The sequence below is a fragment of the Bacillus clarus genome, from assembly GCF_000746925.1.
Classification (GTDB): Bacteria; Bacillota; Bacilli; order Bacillales; family Bacillaceae_G; genus Bacillus_A; species Bacillus_A clarus.
Genome location: NZ_JMQC01000008.1, coordinates 4,964,473 through 4,982,955, shown reverse-complemented (window position 1 = coordinate 4,982,955; position 18,483 = coordinate 4,964,473). Strand labels below are relative to the sequence as shown.

The following is an 18,483-nucleotide window of genomic DNA, read 5'->3' as shown; positions in this document are numbered from 1 at the left end:
TTGTATCTAAATATTTTGTTGCTACCACAAAATATTTGGTTATGAAAGTCTATAGTCTTAGTTCCAGCTGCGTACTTTTCTTTGTTAGACAGGTCAGAAAAACGCTCATCTACTGTCATTTTAATGGTAATTAGATTGGGTATCTAAAATGGATAGCACGAATTAATGAAACTGCTGCAGAGAAATTAATAAATCTTTATGGATACGTAATAATGTTTGGATATCTTCTTCTGGCAGTTGTTCTAGTGCTAGTGCCATTGCTTTGTAGGAAGTAGAGTTTTCAATGGATTTTTTTGATATTTCTTGTCCTTTTGGTGTTACTTGTAATTTTATTTCTCTACGATCTTCTTGTGACTGTTTTCGCTCGATTAATTCAAGATTAACTAACTCATCTACATTTACACTAACTGTACTTTTAGGAACCGAAAGGCGTTCTGAAATATCTTTAAGAGCAATGTTAGGACTTGCATAAATTGTATTTAAGATACCCATTTGTTGTACTGTTAATCCCAACGTAGATGCGTTTTGATGAGTGAACTTTATAATTTCTTTGTTTATTGTTACAAATGATTGGACAACTTCTCCGGCTTGTTTGAAACTTTGCTTTTTTAGGCTCAAAGTATAAACTTCCTTTCTTTTTAAGACAGTTCAATTAAGAACTGTTCATAATTGAACTATCTAATTATGAATTAATTTGAAAGGAAAGTCAATAAACGTTTTTGGTAGAAAACTTTATAAAAATTTCATTTAAAAATCGAAGGGAATAATAAATAATGAAAGTAGCGAATCCGCCGCTTTTGGTTTTATGCTATCCTTGTAAAAAGGGGATGAGAGCATGGTTGTAATGAAGAATATCGATAAGATTATCGTTGATGGTAAAGAACTCTCTATTATTGAAGCTAGAACTTTGAATTACATAGAGCAAACGGCTACTGCAGACGGGTTTATTATTAGAACTCATGAAAGAATCAAGAAATACTATGATGCTCTTTGGTCGCGAGAACAGATATTAGTAGAGGTTCACTATGGAGATGGTTCACTCAATTTCAAACTTACTAATGTTATTGGTGTAAAAGATGGAACTAACGGACAATACGAATATCATTTCTTTGGAGTATGAAAAAAACTTAAAGTAGCGAATCTGCTGCTTTTTTATTTTGCATAAACAAAGGAACCTATAAAGATTCTTTTGTCATCACGTTGTTCTGTAATCTTTGTTTTTTAATTTCTTTCTAAGTTCTTTACATGCTAGGATCAGTATTACCATGCCTATTACTTGGAGCTAGCGAAACTCTTGGTGAAACATTAGTCCAGAGAAGACATCATAAGCGTATAAAAATCCAGTGATTAGGAATAGCCAAAGCATGAACTTCAAATCTTTTAAATGAAACTTGTAAGTATGAATCTTTTTCCACATATGTAGGTGTTCACTACTGATTTATCGAAGTTGTGTAGTTTTTCTTAATGATATCTCTTATGTTGATAATAATAGATATAAGGAATACCACAGATAAGACAACGTTTACCCAATAATATGTATTTCCTGCTGTGAATTTATTATAAAAGGATTGGATATTAAACAATAATAGGAGCGCTGAAAAGAAAGTAGAGCATGCTAACATACCTAAACTCTTCATAATTGTCACCTCAATTCTAAAAGTTATGACTTTTATATTATTATACATCTATATAAAAAGATTTACAAATAAAAATTGAAAGAGAGTAGGTTGCAGTAGCTAAAAATCATAAAGCGATTAGCGTGAGGTGAGTAATAAATGAATTTTGATGTTATCTGTGAACATTGTACCCATGAATACAAGATAAAAGAATTGAACTACCCGCGACTTAGCTAAGCTTGAAATGGCGGATTCCTCCGAACACTAGCGTATCCGCCAGTTATGTTAGTAGGCTCTACCCGTAGTTCCTACGGTGAAATGAGTGTATTTGTACATGGGACTCACACGCCTCCTAATTGGCTTGGTTTTCGCTCTACTTCGGTAGGTGTGAATGGCGCTTAGGATTTTACATTGTAGACTTCCTACAACAATCTCATATCTTCAGTTTTCAATGAGCTATCTGTATAAAGAAATGATACGACAGAAACATATGTTTTGCTATGCAAAAAGCCAATTCATCTCCCTCCTATTTGTTGGTGCTATACACCTTCACACAAATTGAGGAGGGAGATGAATTGGCTAATAATGATAAAGAGTAAACGTATTACTGAAGATATAGAATAGCATTACTTCATATGCCCTGAGTGTGGTGTAGAACAGTATTGTTTCAAATGATGTTTATACAGATCTGCTCATTAACTAGAACAAACATTTACATCTCAAATATTAGAATGGGATTTGAAAATAACATTTCTTGATAGGGCAATCATTTCAGTGTAATTAGATGTTATAATAAGTTTGCATTTACGTATAATTTGCAATTGTTTGATATTTATTGGCAGAATTTAAGAAACTATTGATTACATAAGCATTAAACGTATGTGTATAAGAACGGTTACGAAAATTCACTCGTGGAAATTTTAATAGAAAGCAGGAATGCAAATGATATATGAAGCAAATATACATACAAGAAAAAAGTTAGTTTCTATGTTTGAGGATTTTGATAATGTTGTTCTTCTTTCTTATTTGCAAGGGCATATGGGGACTGCTTGGGTGAACGACCTTGAAAATCCGACAGTTGCACAAATTAAGGTGGGGATTTTTACATTTTATGCAGGGGATTCAAACGCGAAAGAAACAGAAGAGTTATTACAGAACATCCCTGAAAGAATTTTAGTAATTGTGAATGATGATGAGTGGAAGCAGTGCGTAGAAGCATTTCACAAACGAAAAATAGATAAATTTTTACGATATAGATTTAAACGAAATTCAGAAGTGTTTAATCGTACAAAATTAAAATCTTATATATTGGAACTCCCTGAAGGATATGAATTAAGAAAAATAGATGCAAGCATTGTGAATAATCCAACTCTGCATAGTATTTCTAAAGATTTTACAAGTCAGTTTAGATCGATAGATGATTATGTAAATCGGGGCATAGGTTATAGTATTTTGCATGATGGAAACGTAGTATGCGGTGCATCATCATATAGTATTTATGATGATGGTATTGAAATCGAAGTTGCCACTGATCTTGATCATAGAAGAAAGGGATTGGCGACTGTAGTATGTGCTGCTTTAATATTGGACTGTTTAGAGAATGGGAAATATCCGAACTGGGATGCAGCTAATAGCACTTCTGCCAAACTAGCAGAGAAGCTAGGGTATGTTTTTGATAAGGCGTATGATACTTATTTTATAAATAATAAGTAGAATTAGTAAGGAGCGTGTACGTATTGTACAAAGTGATAAGGATGACACCCCCCGTTAAATCAAGGGTTATTAGCCTTGTTTTCTATAATTACAAACATTTTGCATACATTAACTATCCGAAGAAGATTTTTCTGAACTTTTTCACCGCTTCTTTTTGCATGTTCGGTAAAACATGGGAATAGATCCTTAAAGTTAGCGAAATATTTGTGTGACCTAATCTTTCACTTTGTATGATTTTCAAAATCGACGTCTTACCAATGTAACCCAAGGACTTCTCCTGAACGCATACCTGTAGTTATTACAAGAACACATCCGATATGATATCGTGAACCTTGTGAATCAGTTAAGAATTTTTTTATTTCTTCCTCTGTCCAAGTTTGGATAGAGGTTTTTGTCCTTTCACTTCAAACACGCCTCTATCTAATTTGGAATCATGTTGTGTAAGTCTAGTTGTAGTTTTGCTGTTATGAAAATTGCATGTTTGGACATATTAGCGATGGATATATTTTACCATATATAAGCAAATTCAGTTATAGGATATGATTGTCATTGATGATAAAAAATAGTGGCGTATTTATAGTGCTTTACTAAGAAAGCCACTCGGATTTGAGTGGTTTTCTTAGTAAAGAATTCTGGATTATACATTTCTTAATCGCTGTCGAAGGTGAAGATTATCGTGAGAAGGAGTGAATGATATGTGCTTAACGTGCAGTAATACTGGCATTATTCGTAAGGAAACTTATCCTGGGGTAATTGAAACAAAGGGTTGTAATTGCGAGATAGCAAAGATACAGGGAGATTCCTATGCAGAACGTTGGCTTTGTCGGAAAGTCAACACTGCAGAGACAGAAGAAAGAGCAAAGTACAACTATTATCTTGAGTTTAAAAATGCATTTTTTACAATGTCAGCTCAAGAATTTTTAAAGTATGTGAAGTGTGAAAACCTTGGATTTGCCGATATTACTCAGCTATATGGAAAGGAAAAGCATTTCCGAAGAGTGTGCAGATATAGAAAGATTGATTTTACTTATCAGGGTATGCGTGTACAAGTAGCTGGGCGAATAGGAACAATCGTTGGAAACTATAAACGAATTTATTTGTGGTGTTGGATGGAGATTTTGAAAAGTGCAATGTCCATCCTTGATGGGAAATTGCTTACTTCGATGAAGAAGGCAATATTGTTCGTGATTATCGGAAAGGGGTGTACGCGGTATGAAACCAGTGGAAAACGGTGTTTATGAAATTACGCAATTAATCAGTGAAGTGAAGGATAGGGCAAAATGAAGTATGCAAAAATATTTGTAAAAATGATGGCTATTCTAACATACATCCCATGAGGATACCTAGTTTATTTATAATCAAATTTGAATTTTGTTAAGAAAGGGCTACCGTATCCATAGCTTACCTTTACTTTTGGACGTTTGATATGTATCTAGAGACCTTGAAAAGTCCTTTCAGAAGATTTGAAAGGACGTAATTAGTGTTATTAGAAATTATTATTGTACCTTTGTAACGACTAATGATGAGGAAGTGATAAAAATTTCTCCGCTTACAGTTGTTATAAAACATCGGAGAATATTCCCTTGGTTTAACAACAATTGGTCTGTTCTAGATAATGTAGTTGCTACACCAACACCAGTGGGACTTAGTTCTGTCTCATACAAAATAAATGATTGAGTATTAGATCCATTTATAGTGAGTATAACGAAGATACTAGCAGTTGTCCCGAACCCTGGTGTGTTTATATTCATGGTTAGAGTATAGCTTATAGTATATACCCCTGAGCTATCAATAGTAATAGAATCGTCTACGATACTTGGTATAACTCCATTAAAAGGTCCTGTAACTCCAAAATCAACATTTGTGTTAGCGGTAGCTAAAGTGGGGGAGGTTGGATCGCTATATAATGATCCGAATATTGGGGATACCCCTGATCCAGTCGGTCCAGTTGGTCCAGTACTACCAGTGCCTGTTGGACCCGTTGGTAATTGGAATGGCGGAATGGATGGTAATGTGGGACCAATCGAACTCGGGTCTAATGCAGCACTATATAAAATTTCATGTGAATTCAGTTCAGCGTCCTTTGACATACGTTCACCTCCAAAAAACTCCAGTCATACTAAATAGATGCACGATATGAATGAAATATGAACATATTTTTGGTGGATAAGAAAGAAGGGGGATGTTACTGCTAAATAAAAAGAATATTAAACAAAAACGCTATTTTATAAATAAGTTATGTAGATAGAAAATAGTACGCAGATTAAAAATTAAATCTAAAAGAGCAACCTTTGAGGATGCTCTTATGACTAACACCCTTATTGTAAAAGAATACGTGATATCGCATGTGTATTTTTCAAAAGGTGTGAATTATTTGAACCAAAACTTAATTTGGCACAACAAAGCAGCTAGCCCGATTAGCTAACTACTTGTTGTACAAAAGAAACTAGGCCCTACAAGTAATGCTATGTAACTTTAAGTTACAGCTATAGTATAAACGGAATTTGAAAGGTTATGCGGGAGTGAAAGTGAACTTAATAAAGATTTTATTTTGTAGAAAAGGGGAATGGAAGGCGAATGAAGAGATACAAGGATTAGTAGAAAAAACAAAGACGTTTTTCCCAAAGTCTTTTGTAAACAGAGTTGGATTTTAAATGTAAGTTGTTTACGTGGCTGTCAATACCTATTAGTAAAGGATTGAGTGATTATTGGTCTAGAAAAGTCTTAAAAAGCTTTAATTGGTTATTAAAGACAAGCTTTACAAGAAAAGAAATGGAACTGATCTACACTCATTTGGAAAACGGCACAAACAAATCGTTATGCGTGAAATTTATTGAGTCAAATTATGATTTAGCGCTGCTGAAATAGTTGGAACAGAAAAGAGCAGCTAGCAAAATCTAACTGCTTCGCTCTAGAGAACTACTATCATGAGTGAAAGTATGACCGGGGTTTGGAAAGTAATGCAGGTGGATGGGGAGATAGCGATGTAGTAATTGTTTAGGGAAAAGTGGGTATATGAGAGAGGGCCAACTTTATAGTTAAAATTTATCTATAAAAAGTTTTTCTCAATAGATGACTCGAGTTTACCTGCTTTATCAAATTTTTGTACTGTCAGTAAGGTATTATATTTTTGTAGTTTGGTTTGGATAATTTCATTTGTCATTTCCAGGTTGAATTCAGTAATTTTATTTTCTTTTTTAAAATTTAAGCAGCTAGAAATGGTGAATGCATTTTGTTCAGTGGTGTGAATCACAAGATTTTTAGTTGTATCGGGATAAAATAGAGTAATTGCCGCGATGTAAACGGTACCTTCAGTTATTGTGAGCTCTAGTAATTCGAGTTTGTAGGGAATAGGTTCTTCTTCTGAACTTGATTTTCCTATACCTGTAATCTCAACCGCTTTTCCTCGGGACAGTGGGTCCTGAAATTCTGTACAAAATGGAGAACTGGCGGTTATTGATTCGAAAAAAATATGGGAATTATCGAATTCGGAGGAAAAAATAAATCTACTATGTCCTGGAAGACATGACAGACAGATTTCTGCGATAAAATAAGAGTTATCAAAGGAGATGAAGGCATTCGCTGAACATTCACAAAGATTTCCGAGTAGAATAGCATCAATTTTTGTGCAATCAACTAATAAAATTTCACCATCATCTTTTGAGAAAGCAGCAATTCCAGTTTTACTATTAAATTTTGCAAAATGAGAAACTTGTGTTTCTACACCATTAATAGTAATAGATACCACTTTAGAAAATGGATCGAGATTTTTTAAAAGTTTGCATACATTCGTTTGACAGCAATGACAATCTTGATTGTGGTTGCGGGTCATTAATATTATCCTCTCTTTTATTTTTTATAAGGGTTCGAATATTCCGGTAACGATACCCCGTATATACATTATATGCAAACAATTTTAAATGCTTGTCTTATCGCCCCTTTGACACATACATTTACAAGGAACAGAAAAAGAAATGGCTATGACTTCTTATAATATGATTACAGCTTTAACATATAAAATGTATGAACTCTGTTAGTACTATCCCTAAATGAGAAATATGTGGTGATTCAGGATACAGGTGTATTACGGAATTTAATAATGTACATTGTAACAAAGGAGATGGTAGAAGGTTCATAAGAGAAGTAAAGTAAACTTAACAAAATAATCCTTTAAAAGTAATTAATGAATAGGTACAATTCACATTTGAATTACTTTTGAATGTAATATAGGTATCAAAATTATTAAAACGTCCCAAAATGGACATTAAAGGTGTTAATTTAGAAGGGGTGAGAGAGTTTGACTAATGCGAAGAAAAAGAAATTAAAAAAAGCAATTGCCCGCCGTGCAAAAGCTATAAAAAATGCTGAGAAAGACAGACTCGATAAAGCTTGGAGAAATCTTTTTATGCAGACTGGTATTATGAAATGAAAAGTAATTGAATATAGTCCGGCTAGAAAACTAGAGGATACCAATTCGTTGAGGCAGCTATTAAAGCTGTTTTAAGAATAGGTATCCTTTTATTTTGAAAAGGGAGATGGGGAGAATGAAGGCATTGAAGGATCAGTTACGTGAATGGAAAAAGCAAGCGAATCAAACAAAAAAAGAAAAAGAAGAGAAAAGGAAAAGAAAAGAGAAGTTAAGCACGCGTGATATTGAGGGTTTAATGGGGATTCGTGGACCACGTTATGAACATAGACGTGGAGCGTTGAAACAGAAATAAAAAATAACGAAGGAGGAATTCAGTATGAGCGAACAATTATTTTTTAATATGCCAGTTGTAGCTACAAAAGAAACAAAGAAAGCAGTTGAAGAGGTATTAGTGAATTATCATGAGTATTTAAAGACATTACCAAGCGATATTATGCCAAAAGTCACAACTTCGTTTTCGCTGATTCCTCCTTCGTTTACAAATGAGTTTCATAGCTCAACTGAAAATATAAAATATTGCAATTGAACGTATTGAAATAGATAAGCAAAGAAAAGAGTATATGGACTGGGTGCATGATGCTGTAAATACATTAAAAGGTGATGAAAGATTTATTGTAGTGAAGAGTTATATGGAAGAAGAGCCGGAATCAGATTTAGACATTTGGCTTGAATTAGGGGAAGGGAAAACAAAATATTATAAAATTAAAGGTTCAGCGCTATTACGTTTAGCACTTAATCTAAAAATAGAGGTTTTGTATATGAGAAAAAACGCATCCTGGAGCGAGGATAAGATGCGCTTTTTCTGTATAGCAGAAGTATTATTGGTATTTATTGGATATGAAGATATGATATACAATATGACGAGAAAAGTTTCTTATTACATATCGGATTCTGAATCCCATACCAAGCTCTCCCAAAAACATAGGACAGTCACTGTGATTATCCCCTTCTACACATTCAATGAATATATCCCCCAAAGAATCAGATATTCTTGTTGCCGAGTCGATTTGTCCATCAAAATATTTTTTACGATCTTCTTTCAAGTTTAATAACTGAAAAGATTTATAGTTATCAAATGAACTTTTTAATTGCCAGATTTTTATATATTTTCGCTTTTTTGACATTTAGTCCTTTGATTTATTTAAGTTTAAACAGTAAAACATGTTTATCATATGTTTTTAAACACCAATTATATTTTTGTAGAATAATTGGATGAACAGTCTCTTGATCTGTATGAACGTCTGTAAAACCATAATTTTTATAAAAGTTTTCAAGTTCCTCAAAAGGGAGACAATACACATTTGGGATATGTAATTCTTTCGTTGTTTGTACTAAAAATGAAACAAGTTCTCCTGCTAATTTTAGTCCTCTATATTTAGGAAGTATGTAAATGCCACCCATTTCAATTGTATCTTTATCTATTTGGACTAAACGTCCTATGCCTGCATACTCATCGTTGTATGTAATAATCGCAACTTTATCACGTGTTAAATCACTCGGTACAAATCCTATAGATTCGTATTGATTATTAATCCATTCTAAATCATTTGATGTAGCTAGTTGAATACCCATTCTTCATCCCCCTTCAGAAAAATTCTAATATTTCTATTATATACAGGGGAAGACGAATTGTAATTCATATATGGCACAATAAATAGTGAAAGTAAGAGAAAACGGAATCATTTTTATTTATTGTTAAGATTTTGAAGGAGAGTGCATATAATATAGAGTACTTTCTCTTTCTTCATTCTTGTTTTACGTATATAATTTAAAGGTAAATGTTCTTATTTTATTTTAGTATACTTATAACAGAATAGAGGTTTAAAAATGGGCGTTAAAATCATTACGGATAGTGCGGCGGATTTACCGAAAGAATTGCTGCAGGCTTATGATATAGATTTAATTCCACTCCGTGTATATGATGAAGCAGAAACAGAGTATTTAGATGGGGTTACATTAAAATCAGTTCAATTATTGCAAAAAATGAGGGAAGGCGCTGTTTATAAAACGTCATTACCTTCACTAGAAACATTCCAAGAGAAATTTGTTTCCTATGCAAAAGAAGGTACTCCTTGTATATATTTAGCTTTCTCATCTGAACTTTCCGGTACATATCAATCTTCTGTTGTTATTAAAGAAGAAGTGAAAGAAACATATGCTGATTTAGATTTAGAAATTATCGATACAAAATGCGCATCACTCGGTCAAGGTCTTGTCGTTTTAGAGGCTGCAAAAATGGCGAAAGATGGCGCAACAAAAGAAGAGATTTTAAACCGTGTCGCTTTTCTAACTACACATATGGAGCACATCTTCACTGTAGCTGACTTACAGTACCTTGTTAGAGGTGGACGTTTAAGTAAGGTGGCTGGTTTTATCGGTGGCCTATTAAATATTAAGCCAATTTTAAATGTGGAAGAAGGAAAGCTTGTACCACTTGAAAAAATAAGAGGGAAAAAGAAAGTATTAAGCCGAATTGTTGATATTATGGAAGAGCGCGGAAAAGATCTTAAAGGTCAAACAATCGGTATTACACATGGTGATGATTTAGAGACAGCCGAAGCATTAAAAACATTAATTACTGAAAGATTCGGCTCTGAAGTATTCATTGTAAATACAATTGGAGCGGCAATTGGAGCACATACAGGACCTGGTGTTATAACATTATTTTTCCTAAATGAAGTAGAGTAAAGGATTGATCTTTTGATCAATCCTTTTTTGTTTTTAATCTGCGATAACCGGTCGATAGGGTATCGGTGAAGATAAAATCATCGAAGTTTTTACTGTACCAAATGGTATAACGATATCAATTAATTCCTCTAATTCCTTCATAGAATGAACCGCTACCTTTAAGTAATAGCTACTTTCACCTGTTACTCGGTGACATTCGAGTATCCTATGTTCCTTGTATATTTTCTCCTCAAATTTTTTACATGGAATTTTTAAATTTTCTATTCTTAAAAATGCTTGAATTGATTTTCCAACTGCATCTAGTGATATTCGTGCTGTATACTTTTCAATTATTCCTACATCTTGTAATCTTTTTAGTCTTTCCGTAACACTAGGACGGCTGAGGTGTAAATGCTCAGTCATTTCTGTAATTGTCATCCTAGCATCTTCTTGTAATAATAGGGTTATTTTCTTATCGATCTCATCCATTACTCATACTCCTTTACAAAATTGAAAGCAAACTTCTGAAATAGTTCCATAATATAAAATCTAATGTTAAATTACATGCACTTTTGAATGTTGAATAGACTGATAACTTTCTATAATTAAAATATAAATGGAGGTGCATGTAATGTCTAATCATTTCAAAGAAACAATTTCTATTAAAAAGGGAACGGCTTTATACGTCGGAGCCGTTTTAGGATCAGGAATACTTATTTTACCTGGTATGACAGCGAGTATACCAGAAGGGAATGCGATTATTTCTTGGTTAATTATGATTATACTAAGTGTTCCACTTGCATTTACGTTCGCTTTTTTATCGATTGAATATCCGAGTGCAGGTGGAATCGCGACTTTTTCAGAAAAGGCTTTCGGTAAAAATGTAGGAGCAATGATAGGTTGGTGTTTTTTTATTGCGGATAGCGTTGGGCAAATTGTTGTATCAATGACTGGTGGAATGTATATAGTGAAAGTATTTGCTTTACCATCATATTACACGTACATTATTGCGCTAATTATATTGAGTATTTCTATTGTTTTCAATTTATGTGGATTAAAAATGAGTGGATTGTTTCAAGTATGTATTGGTATATTAACTTTCGTGATTTTATTCGTAACAATTATAAGCTCACTACCTTATATTGAAATGAGAAATATAAATATACATATTTCATTAGACAACATACAGCCGATTTTAGAGGCATCTCTGTTAATATTTTGGTCATTTTTCGGTTGGGAAGCCATTGCAAGTTTGGCTCCAGAATTTAAAACGCCCAGAAAAAGAAATATTATTTTGTCTACGGGATTCGCGATTATTATTATTGGAGTTTTATATATTGGGATTGCATTATCAGTAATTGGAACGAAATCATATCATATTAATTCTGATAATAGTACAGCTGTAGTACTTGTAATAAAACAAACACTAGGTGATCAATTTGCATGGCTAATTGGATTTGTAGCTTTTATGATTTGCTTAGGGACGACAAATGCATTTATCGCTAGGCTATTCACTAGGGAAGGAAGAAGTTGCACCTCTTTATTTAGCATGTATTAATGAAAAAAGGGCAGCACCAACAAATGCAGTAAAAGTTGTAGGTTTTATTGCGATAATAGGCTTGTTAATAAGTTTTGTTTTTCATATTAGTATAGATAAAATCGTATTAATACCGAACTCACTAGGGATTGTTACGTATATAGTCGGTGCTGCGGCCGGAATTAAGTTAATAAAGAACAGGTTAGGTAAAATTTTTTCTATAATGGCTTTTACATGTTGTGTAGCAGTTTATCCTTTTATTGGCGGAGTCATACTTATTCCGGTAGTAGTAGCTTTGGCGTCTTTATGCTATTTATATTTAAGAAAAAGTAAACTTGTAAATGGGAGGGAGCAGAATAAGGAATGTTAAAATGCATTTGTTCAAGTTTCAATATTTAGAGATATCTAAATATTGAAGATTCATATATAATTATGGAGGAATTAACTTGTTGTAACTATTTGTAAAAATAGGAGGCTATTAAAATGAATGTGCTTATACAAGCTCCAACTAAATGGGATTTATGCAGGCTATATTCTAATGAACAAGATCTTATGTTTTCTATAGAACGGCTACAAGTAGAATATAAAGCAACAAAAAATCCGGTAATCCTTTCACGACTTATTCAAGCTATCGAAAAAGCAGAGTATTTTTTATATTGCCGCGCTACTGAAGATAATGGCCAACATGAAAATACTGAACTAAGTGTAAAAATAAATCAATTAAAGAAAGAAGTTCAACTATTTATAGACTCTAATAAGGAACAAGATATTAATGATAATAATTCAAGTATTAAACTAATAGAAAATGAATTAAAAGCTTGGGAAGATATGTACATACAATTACGAAATAAGATAAAAGTAATACACGATAAAGAGACTTTATCTTTTGGACAAGCGAACTACGTTGCGATGAATAGTGATGATTATAATGAAAGATTAAAAGTATTTGATTCACTTACAAATGCTTTGAGTAAGGAAAAAGAAATCTTTGCTACTGTATTGAATCAAATAGGAAGATTACGTAACACGAAGAGTAATGAATTAGAAAGGAGAGAAGTTTTAACTCAATCCCTTCAAATGAATGGCATTTCTGAAACTGTATTATCACAAATGTGGGATGCAACGGATTTTAAACTCGATAAGCTAGTAAGTACTTTAAACGCTTTTAAAAAAGAAAAGAATTCGATTACATGGCATGAACTCATGACATTAAAAGAAAGTAATGAGACAGTGTTTCCTTTTTCAGTAGGAGTACAAAACATATATGATGCACTAAAAAATGTAGATGAAGAATTGGCAAAGTTCGTATGGAATGCGATAGCGAATGGCTGGGTTGATGCTGAACCGAGAGATAATAAACCGTCAGGTGGATTTTGCGCTCCTTTTTTCAGCGAAAAAGAATCACGTATTTCAATGCGTTATGATGGAAATATTGATAGTGTCAGAGTACTTGCTCATGAATTAGGACACGCTTGGCATTTTTATGTTATGAGTCTCGAACAATCCACTTCATTTTTAGATGATTACTTGCCAATGAGTACAGCTGAATCAGCGTCAATTTTCTTTGAGGTGGTACTTGTAAATCACTTAATAAAAACAGCGGAAAATACTGAAATGAAAAAAGCATTGCTTAGCTGGAAAATTAGAAATAGCTTTAATTATGTAATGGCAATTCGGGCATCATTTCAGTTTGAGAAGAGTTTTTATGAAGCTTGTAAGGAAAGTCCTATAAATGCTGATGAAATAGAAAAATTGTCTATAGCGGCGCAAGAAAAGGCGTACGGAAATGCATTATCAGAGTATCAGCCATTCGTTTGGATGAAATACGTTCAGTTTTATATAGCAGATGTTCCTTTTTACAATTATCCATACACATTTGGTTATTTAGTAAGTTTTAGCTTATTAGAAATAATGAAAGAAAATAAAGATGAATTTCATTTGAGGTATAAAGAATTTTTACGAGAAACAGGAAAGGCCCCAGTTGAAGAACTGATGAAAAAACATTTTGATATTGATCTAACAAATTATGAATTTTGGAATAAAGTTTTTATACAAATTGATAAAGATATTGATGAATATTTGCAGCTTATTAAATAACGGAATTTTTAGAGGAGAGAAAAGTGGATCAACAATATATAAAAGGAATACCGTTTTCTACTTTGGGGTATTCAAGGGTTATAAGTTTATTAAAAGACTAGTTATATGAAAAGCAAGAGAAACCAAGATTTGTAGTAACTGCAAATCCTGAAATTGTTATGTCAGCAAAGGAAAACACAGCTAAATCAAAGATGTTATTATCCGCAGATTTAATTACTGCTGATGGGATTGGCGTAATAATTGGCTCGAAAATATTAAAAGGAACACTAAAAGAGCGTGTTATTGGAGCGGATTTAACACACGGCTTAATAGAACATTGTAATGAAAAAGGATATCGTGTCTTTCTTTTTGGAGCTGCGCCGGAAAGTAATGAAAAAGCATTAGAAAAATTAAAAGAGCAGTTTCCTCATGCTTCTTTTAAAGGGCAGCATGGATTTGTAAATAATGAAGAAATGGAAGAAGTAAAAGTTCAAATTCAACAATTTAAACCACATTTGTTATTAGTAGGATTAGGATCACCTAAACAAGAAGAGTTCATCTATGAGAATTTACAAACATTGAATGTTCCGCTATCTATTGGTATCGGGGGCATGATTGATATTTTGTCCGGTACTGTAAAAAGAGTGCCTAAAATGATGAGAGATACGGGAACAGAATGGTTATATAGATTAATCTCACAGCCGAAAAAAATAAAAAGACAACTCGTACTACCAAAGTTTTTAATATCGGTTATGGTGGAGAGGGTTAGAGGGATAACAAATTGATTTTGAACGTACGAAGGGGTAAGAAATATGATAGAGGCAACATCTTCTGAAAAGGCACAAGTCATTTTTGGGGAGTTAAAGGAAGAATGTGAGCGGTTTTTTCAGTTTGAAATAAAAAAATCCACACCTATCATTCGAGGCTGGTTAAATTTAAAGTGGAAAATTGAAACAGATGCAGGAGTATATGTATTAAAACAATATAATGAAGACCGATACAAGTTGTACAATCAGAATCTTTTAGTACAAGCATTACAAGAACAACAACGATTGCATAATAATGGTATACGATGTCCAAGACTATTAACTTATAAGAGCGACATAATCCATACTTCAAAATCTAATGAAAGATTTATAGTAATGGAATATAAAGAAGGGAAAATGCTTCTGCCTGGAAAGTTAAATAAAATGCAAATAAACTCTCTTGGGCAAATGATTGGTAGAATGCATAAGTTGTTAAATGATGGTTCTTTAATGAAAGGGAAAAATACTCATTTCATGCCATCAACTAAAGAGGAACAACTACTCCATTGGGAAAAGGTAATGGAGGAAGCTGAGAGGATTGGAAAACAAGAGTCTATTCCATTTATTAAACTCCAAAAAGAAGTAACAAAATCTGTAAATACAGAAAAATTTTATACAAGTTTAAAAGGTTGGGCTCATCGAGATTTGTGGGTGGATAATTTTTTGTTTCATAATGATGAATTATCAGCCATAGTTGATTTTGACCGAATGGGCTACGATTATTTAGATTTAGATATTGGACGTGCAGTTATATCATGTGCATTGAATAATAGAAAATTAGATATCGAACTGGTTGCGACTTTTTTAGATGGATATCGTACGGAATTGGATTTTCCAATTGGTGGAATCGTTCGATCCATTCAAATGCTTTGGTATATGGAAAGTAAGTGGTGGATTCCTGCGAATATGGATCAACATAGTGTACCACCTACACGTTTTGCAGAAGAAATGCTTTGGATAGCTGAAAATTATGAAGAACTACATAAAATGCTTGAATATTTATAAAAGGAAAAGGGGTACTACAATATATGAACAAAATCGGTATTATAGGAGCAATGCAAATTGAAATAGACTTACTTTTAGAAAAGTTAAATATACATGAAGAGTGTACAATTGCGAAAATGCCTTTCTATAAAGGTGTATTCATGGATACGGAGGTTATTATTACACGTTGTGGCGTAGGAAAGGTAAATGCTGCTTCATGTGCGCAAATTTTAGTCAATAAATTTGATGTTGATTGTATTATTAATACTGGTGTTGCCGGGGGATTACATCGTGATGTGAAAGTTGGCGATCTAGTCATTTCTACTAATGTGACTCATCATGATGTGAGTAAAAATCAAATGAAGAATCTGTTTCCGTTTCAAGAAGCGTTTGATGCAAGTGAGGAATTAATAGAGTTAGCCCACAAAGCTTGCAATAGTAGTAAATTGAACATTACTGTTCATGAAGGTAGAATTGTTACTGGAGAATGCTTTGTTGAAGATTCAAAGTTAAAGGAGAAATTAATTACTGAATACGCACCTCATTGTACGGAGATGGAAGGTGCAGCAATTGGACATGTCGCCTACATAAATGATATACCGTTTCTTGTTATGAGATGTATTTCTGATAGTGCAGATGACGAAGCGCAAGTTTCATATGATGATTTTGCGAAAACTGTAGCGGACTACTCTTCAGAAATCATAATTGAAATGCTAAAAAGTAAATCATATAATACGGCTCAATAAGTATATACAAAGAGAGGTTTCTTCATGTTGAAGAGACCTCTTTTTTAGAACAGTAGGAGGGAATTCAAATGGCAAACATCCAAATTAAACTTGTTGAAAATCTATTAGAATTTGAAATTGACCATCTTATTACAGAAAGTAAAGAAAATGGTTTTAACTTTCTTTTAAGATTAATAAACGAATATGAAAATGGAATAAATACTTTTCATAAAATAGGTGAATGTTTATATGGTATTTTTCAAGAAGACAATTTGATTGGGATTGGAGGATTAAATCAAGATCCGTATACGAAAGATAAAAGGATTGGGCGATTAAGGAGGTTTTATATTTCAAAAGATTATTGGCGGAAAGGATTAGGCAAGTCATTATTAGAGCGAATATTGCATGATGCGAAAATGTATTTTGAGATTGTTGTTCTGTATACAGATACAGAACAGGGGGATCAATTTTATACTTCGAATGGATTTGTGAAGGGTACAATGTATGCGGGAGCGAGTCATTATATAAACTTATAAAAAATCATTCCATAGAGTATTATTTGAACCCTCACGAAGAACATTTGTTCCTAAATGTGCTTTTGTGTTAAACTATCTTTGAACGAATTCTAGTGTGGTGCTAGATGCGTAAATAGAACTCGTCTGTTGGCTGTCGTTCGCCTGTAACATTCAAGAGTCGCAAAAAGAAAAAACCATCAAACTTTTGGAACGAAAACCAAGTGTCAAACTCAAAACAAGACTGAAAGACGATACGAATTTCGTATCAACCGTAGGGACTACGGGGGGAGCCTTCTAAATAACTAGCGGTTACGCTGGTGTTCGTAGAATCCCTCACTTCAAGCGTAGCTAAGTGGGGGTAGTTCAAGGTATGATTATCTAAATCTATTATTGAAATGGGGAATTGGATTAATGGGGGAAAATAAAATTATTCATAATTTTAAAAAATATTCAATTTGGGTAAGTACATTGAAAGAAATGAAAGAGGAATTGTGGACGATACCAATATCTCAGGAGAAATGGACTGTAGGTGAGATAATATCTCATATTATGAACTGGGATGAATATCTTTTAAGTGAAATACTTCCATCAGTGAGGAAGGGACAAGGTATGGAGTTCCCTGACTTCGATACTTATAATAAAATAGCATCTAATTACGCTAAATCAGGTATATCTAAGAAAAAACTTATTGAAGAAGCAAAAAACAAAAGAGAGTTACTCGTAAAAGAACTTAGTTTACTGTCGGCAGATAAGCTAAATGAACATGTAACAGCTAATGGAGTAGTTTATTGTCCTCATACTGGAACGCCTTATTCTCTTATTTATATTATTAAAGAATTTGTAGATCATGATAACCATCATAAAAGGCAGGTTACACAATTTTTAAATGAAAACCACATTCAAAATCCTTGTTTTTAAGATGAAAGAGAAAGATCCCATAGATGATATTTCAAGGGATCTTTTTTAATAGTTAAGATTTAACTTTCAAATGTTTTAACAAAAGTTCTGGATCACCTTTAACATAATAAAAATGTGGATTGTTTTCATCATCGTAAATCATTATATAAGGCTTTTCGTTAAGAGGAAGAAGGATAAGTACTTCATCTATCGTTGTATGTATCCATTGATTTGTAATGACAATGGGCTTAGATAAAGGAATTTTTATCATATGGCCTGTCTTAGGGACAACATTTAAATTTTTAAATGGACCAGTAATTGATTTTGTATATTGCATCGCTTCTTTTTGAATGTTTGTATCTAAAGATTGTTTTTGTACGACCATCTCTTTTTGACAATCGAATACTTCAATTTGTTTATTTGTATTTGCGAACGCATTTGTTGATAATAAGAAGAGAAACAGAAAAACAAATCCTATTTTTTTATACATAAACAACACCTCATACTTACTATACCCT

General features: G+C 32.9%; 18 protein-coding genes and 6 pseudogenes. 14 read left to right on the top strand and 10 right to left on the bottom strand.

Annotated features, from left to right (window positions below):
• Positions 1-162: 162 nt before the first annotated feature.
• On the bottom strand, positions 163-618 hold the full coding sequence (locus DJ93_RS26440) for a MarR family winged helix-turn-helix transcriptional regulator (protein ID WP_042984005.1): 456 nt from the start codon (positions 616-618) through the stop codon (positions 163-165).
• A gap of 217 nt (positions 619-835) precedes the next feature.
• Between DJ93_RS26440 and DJ93_RS26435 the strand changes: the two genes are divergently transcribed.
• Positions 836-1,120: a hypothetical protein gene (locus DJ93_RS26435; protein ID WP_042984004.1), complete on the top strand. Its 285-nt coding sequence runs from the start codon at positions 836-838 to the stop codon at positions 1,118-1,120.
• Between the two features lie 75 nt (positions 1,121-1,195).
• Here DJ93_RS26435 and DJ93_RS34100 read toward each other — a convergent pair.
• A pseudogene (locus DJ93_RS34100) lies at positions 1,196-1,417 on the bottom strand (hypothetical protein).
• Between the two features lie 13 nt (positions 1,418-1,430).
• Complete coding sequence (locus tag DJ93_RS33425) at positions 1,431-1,637, bottom strand: hypothetical protein (RefSeq protein ID WP_080743621.1); 207 nt, start codon at positions 1,635-1,637, stop codon at positions 1,431-1,433.
• A gap of 921 nt (positions 1,638-2,558) precedes the next feature.
• On the opposite strand from DJ93_RS33425, the gene DJ93_RS26430 reads away from it, so the two are divergent.
• The gene (locus DJ93_RS26430) at positions 2,559-3,329 is read left to right on the top strand and encodes a GNAT family N-acetyltransferase (RefSeq protein WP_042984003.1); all 771 of its coding nucleotides are present in this window, start codon (positions 2,559-2,561) and stop codon (positions 3,327-3,329) included.
• A gap of 254 nt (positions 3,330-3,583) precedes the next feature.
• Here DJ93_RS26430 and DJ93_RS35025 read toward each other — a convergent pair.
• Positions 3,584-3,730 (bottom strand): annotated as a pseudogene (locus DJ93_RS35025) (site-specific integrase); the annotation flags it as partial.
• 294 nt (positions 3,731-4,024) lie between these two features.
• On the opposite strand from DJ93_RS35025, the gene DJ93_RS33420 reads away from it, so the two are divergent.
• Positions 4,025-4,570 carry a hypothetical protein gene (locus tag DJ93_RS33420; RefSeq protein WP_181969252.1) on the top strand — a complete coding sequence of 182 codons (546 nt, stop codon included), beginning with the start codon at positions 4,025-4,027 and terminating at the stop codon, positions 4,568-4,570.
• A gap of 255 nt (positions 4,571-4,825) precedes the next feature.
• Here DJ93_RS33420 and DJ93_RS34495 read toward each other — a convergent pair whose 3' ends face one another.
• The gene (locus tag DJ93_RS34495; protein WP_052109653.1) at positions 4,826-5,419 is read right to left on the bottom strand and encodes an exosporium leader peptide-containing protein; all 594 of its coding nucleotides are present in this window, start codon (positions 5,417-5,419) and stop codon (positions 4,826-4,828) included.
• A gap of 959 nt (positions 5,420-6,378) precedes the next feature.
• On the bottom strand, positions 6,379-7,161 hold the full coding sequence (locus DJ93_RS26415; protein WP_042984002.1) for a hypothetical protein: 783 nt from the start codon (positions 7,159-7,161) through the stop codon (positions 6,379-6,381).
• A 465-nt stretch (positions 7,162-7,626) separates the two neighbouring features.
• Here DJ93_RS26415 and DJ93_RS32490 point away from each other — a divergent pair, with 465 nt between their 5' ends.
• The 3 genes and pseudogenes from DJ93_RS32490 to DJ93_RS26405 form a co-directional block, all read left to right on the top strand.
• Complete coding sequence (locus DJ93_RS32490) at positions 7,627-7,758, top strand: DUF3983 domain-containing protein (protein WP_117287960.1); 132 nt, start codon at positions 7,627-7,629, stop codon at positions 7,756-7,758.
• A 115-nt stretch (positions 7,759-7,873) separates the two neighbouring features.
• Positions 7,874-8,050, top strand: coding sequence for a hypothetical protein (locus DJ93_RS33415; RefSeq protein WP_042984001.1), 177 nt, complete (start codon positions 7,874-7,876; stop codon positions 8,048-8,050).
• Positions 8,051-8,074: 24 nt separating this feature from the next.
• Positions 8,075-8,510 (top strand): annotated as a pseudogene (locus DJ93_RS26405) (ArpU family phage packaging/lysis transcriptional regulator); the annotation flags it as partial.
• A 150-nt stretch (positions 8,511-8,660) separates the two neighbouring features.
• Here the strand turns inward: DJ93_RS26405 and DJ93_RS34085 are convergent.
• Together DJ93_RS34085 and DJ93_RS26400 are read right to left on the bottom strand one after the other, a co-directional pair.
• Positions 8,661-8,861: pseudogene (locus DJ93_RS34085) on the bottom strand (imm11 family protein); the annotation flags it as partial.
• Between the two features lie 34 nt (positions 8,862-8,895).
• Entirely contained in the window at positions 8,896-9,330 is a 435-nt protein-coding gene (locus DJ93_RS26400; RefSeq protein ID WP_042984000.1) for a GNAT family N-acetyltransferase, read from the bottom strand.
• 255 nt (positions 9,331-9,585) lie between these two features.
• On the opposite strand from DJ93_RS26400, the gene DJ93_RS26395 reads away from it, so the two are divergent.
• On the top strand, positions 9,586-10,446 hold the full coding sequence (locus DJ93_RS26395; protein WP_042983999.1) for a DegV family protein: 861 nt from the start codon (positions 9,586-9,588) through the stop codon (positions 10,444-10,446).
• Positions 10,447-10,479: 33 nt separating this feature from the next.
• Here the strand turns inward: DJ93_RS26395 and DJ93_RS26390 are convergent, their stop codons facing one another.
• Entirely contained in the window at positions 10,480-10,914 is a 435-nt protein-coding gene (locus DJ93_RS26390) for an Lrp/AsnC family transcriptional regulator (protein ID WP_042983998.1), read from the bottom strand.
• Between the two features lie 142 nt (positions 10,915-11,056).
• Between DJ93_RS26390 and DJ93_RS26385 the strand changes: the two are divergent.
• From DJ93_RS26385 to DJ93_RS26355, 7 genes and pseudogenes are all read left to right on the top strand, one after another.
• Positions 11,057-12,332: pseudogene (locus DJ93_RS26385) on the top strand (APC family permease).
• A gap of 113 nt (positions 12,333-12,445) precedes the next feature.
• Positions 12,446-14,059 carry a M3 family metallopeptidase gene (locus tag DJ93_RS26380; RefSeq protein ID WP_042983997.1) on the top strand — a complete coding sequence of 538 codons (1,614 nt, stop codon included), beginning with the start codon at positions 12,446-12,448 and terminating at the stop codon, positions 14,057-14,059.
• Between the two features lie 23 nt (positions 14,060-14,082).
• Positions 14,083-14,823 (top strand): annotated as a pseudogene (locus DJ93_RS26375) (WecB/TagA/CpsF family glycosyltransferase).
• A gap of 27 nt (positions 14,824-14,850) precedes the next feature.
• The gene (locus DJ93_RS26370) at positions 14,851-15,849 is read left to right on the top strand and encodes a phosphotransferase (protein ID WP_042983996.1); all 999 of its coding nucleotides are present in this window, start codon (positions 14,851-14,853) and stop codon (positions 15,847-15,849) included.
• 23 nt (positions 15,850-15,872) lie between these two features.
• Positions 15,873-16,574, top strand: coding sequence for a 5'-methylthioadenosine/adenosylhomocysteine nucleosidase (locus DJ93_RS26365; RefSeq protein WP_042983995.1), 702 nt, complete (start codon positions 15,873-15,875; stop codon positions 16,572-16,574).
• Between the two features lie 68 nt (positions 16,575-16,642).
• The gene (locus DJ93_RS26360) at positions 16,643-17,089 is read left to right on the top strand and encodes a GNAT family N-acetyltransferase (protein ID WP_042983994.1); all 447 of its coding nucleotides are present in this window, start codon (positions 16,643-16,645) and stop codon (positions 17,087-17,089) included.
• 390 nt (positions 17,090-17,479) lie between these two features.
• Positions 17,480-17,986, top strand: coding sequence for a DinB family protein (locus DJ93_RS26355; RefSeq protein ID WP_042983993.1), 507 nt, complete (start codon positions 17,480-17,482; stop codon positions 17,984-17,986).
• 52 nt (positions 17,987-18,038) lie between these two features.
• Here the strand turns inward: DJ93_RS26355 and DJ93_RS26350 are convergent, their stop codons facing one another.
• Positions 18,039-18,455 carry a hypothetical protein gene (locus DJ93_RS26350; protein WP_042983992.1) on the bottom strand — a complete coding sequence of 139 codons (417 nt, stop codon included), beginning with the start codon at positions 18,453-18,455 and terminating at the stop codon, positions 18,039-18,041.
• Positions 18,456-18,483: the final 28 nt, after the last annotated feature.